Source organism: Oleiphilus sp. HI0067, from assembly GCF_001635735.1.
Genome location: NZ_LWFI01000462.1, coordinates 1 through 914, shown reverse-complemented (window position 1 = coordinate 914; position 914 = coordinate 1). Strand labels below are relative to the sequence as shown.

Here is a 914-nt window from a genome sequence, read left to right as displayed (position 1 = left end):
ATGTTTCGATTGGGAAGGAGGATTTTGCGACTTATTTGGGTCGGATTTTGACATTCAATTGTTCAACGCTATGGATATAGCGCCAATTATAGTCTTTCTATCTCGTCAGTGCGATGAGTTAAAACAGCCTTATCGAACACTCACTGCAAAGTCGCCCGCTAAATGCTTGAACCCCTTTCTAAGATACGCCATCTGATCATCCAAAATACTGTGATTTTGAAGATACAAAAGTTCTGAAAACGTGGGTTTGAAGGGCACGGCGAGCAGAGGCATGTTTGCTTCTTCAGGCGTTCTCGCTCCTTTGCGCTGATTGCAGGGTTTACATGCTGATACAACGTTAGTCCACACATCCTTGCCGCCTCGCGACCGCGGGTGAATATGGTCACGCGTCAGCGATAATCGCGAGAAATGTTGTCCGCAGTACATACAAGTATGTTGATCGCGACGAAATAGATATTTGTTCATCAAAGGGATGTTTATGGCGTGTTTAGAGACAGAACCATCGACCGCCATAATCGGAGACAAGTAGACAACTGAACGCTCCCCTAGACGATTATAGCCTCCGCGCATCGCCACAGTTTGATCGCCAAACGCCCACAACACTTTGTTTGTACACACTAAATGAGTTGCAGTTTCTTTGCTAATCCAACGGACAGGACGCCCGCTTTTGTCGATTTTAAGAATCGCCTGAAAGTCCATAGTTGTCGTCCCGGTGCATAACATGAATGTTCGACCACTTTAGAAAGCTACACCTTTAATATGACGACTTTAAGTCAATCAGATCACTCAGGCGGCGCTTTCGAACGAACTGACTCCTTCATTTAGCTACAGCCTCTAAAGATACGCAAGTATGGTTTTACTTTTGTTTTCTTAACAAATTGAAAGTTGTACATAAAATAGCCAATACATTCCAC

Annotated in this window: 1 protein-coding gene; it reads right to left on the bottom strand. The window is 44.2% G+C overall.

Annotated features, from left to right (window positions below; genetic code table 11):
• Positions 1–129: 129 nt before the first annotated feature.
• Positions 130–699 (bottom strand): HNH endonuclease, encoded by a 570-nt coding sequence (locus A3739_RS05650; protein ID WP_068500624.1) that lies wholly within the window; start codon positions 697–699, stop codon positions 130–132.
• Positions 700–914: the final 215 nt, after the last annotated feature.

What these genes read in the sequence shown, in the direction of transcription:
- A3739_RS05650 (WP_068500624.1), bottom strand. Translation starts at nt 699, where the DNA reads ATGGACTTTCAGGCGATTCTTAAAATCGACAAAAGCGGGCGTCCTGTC.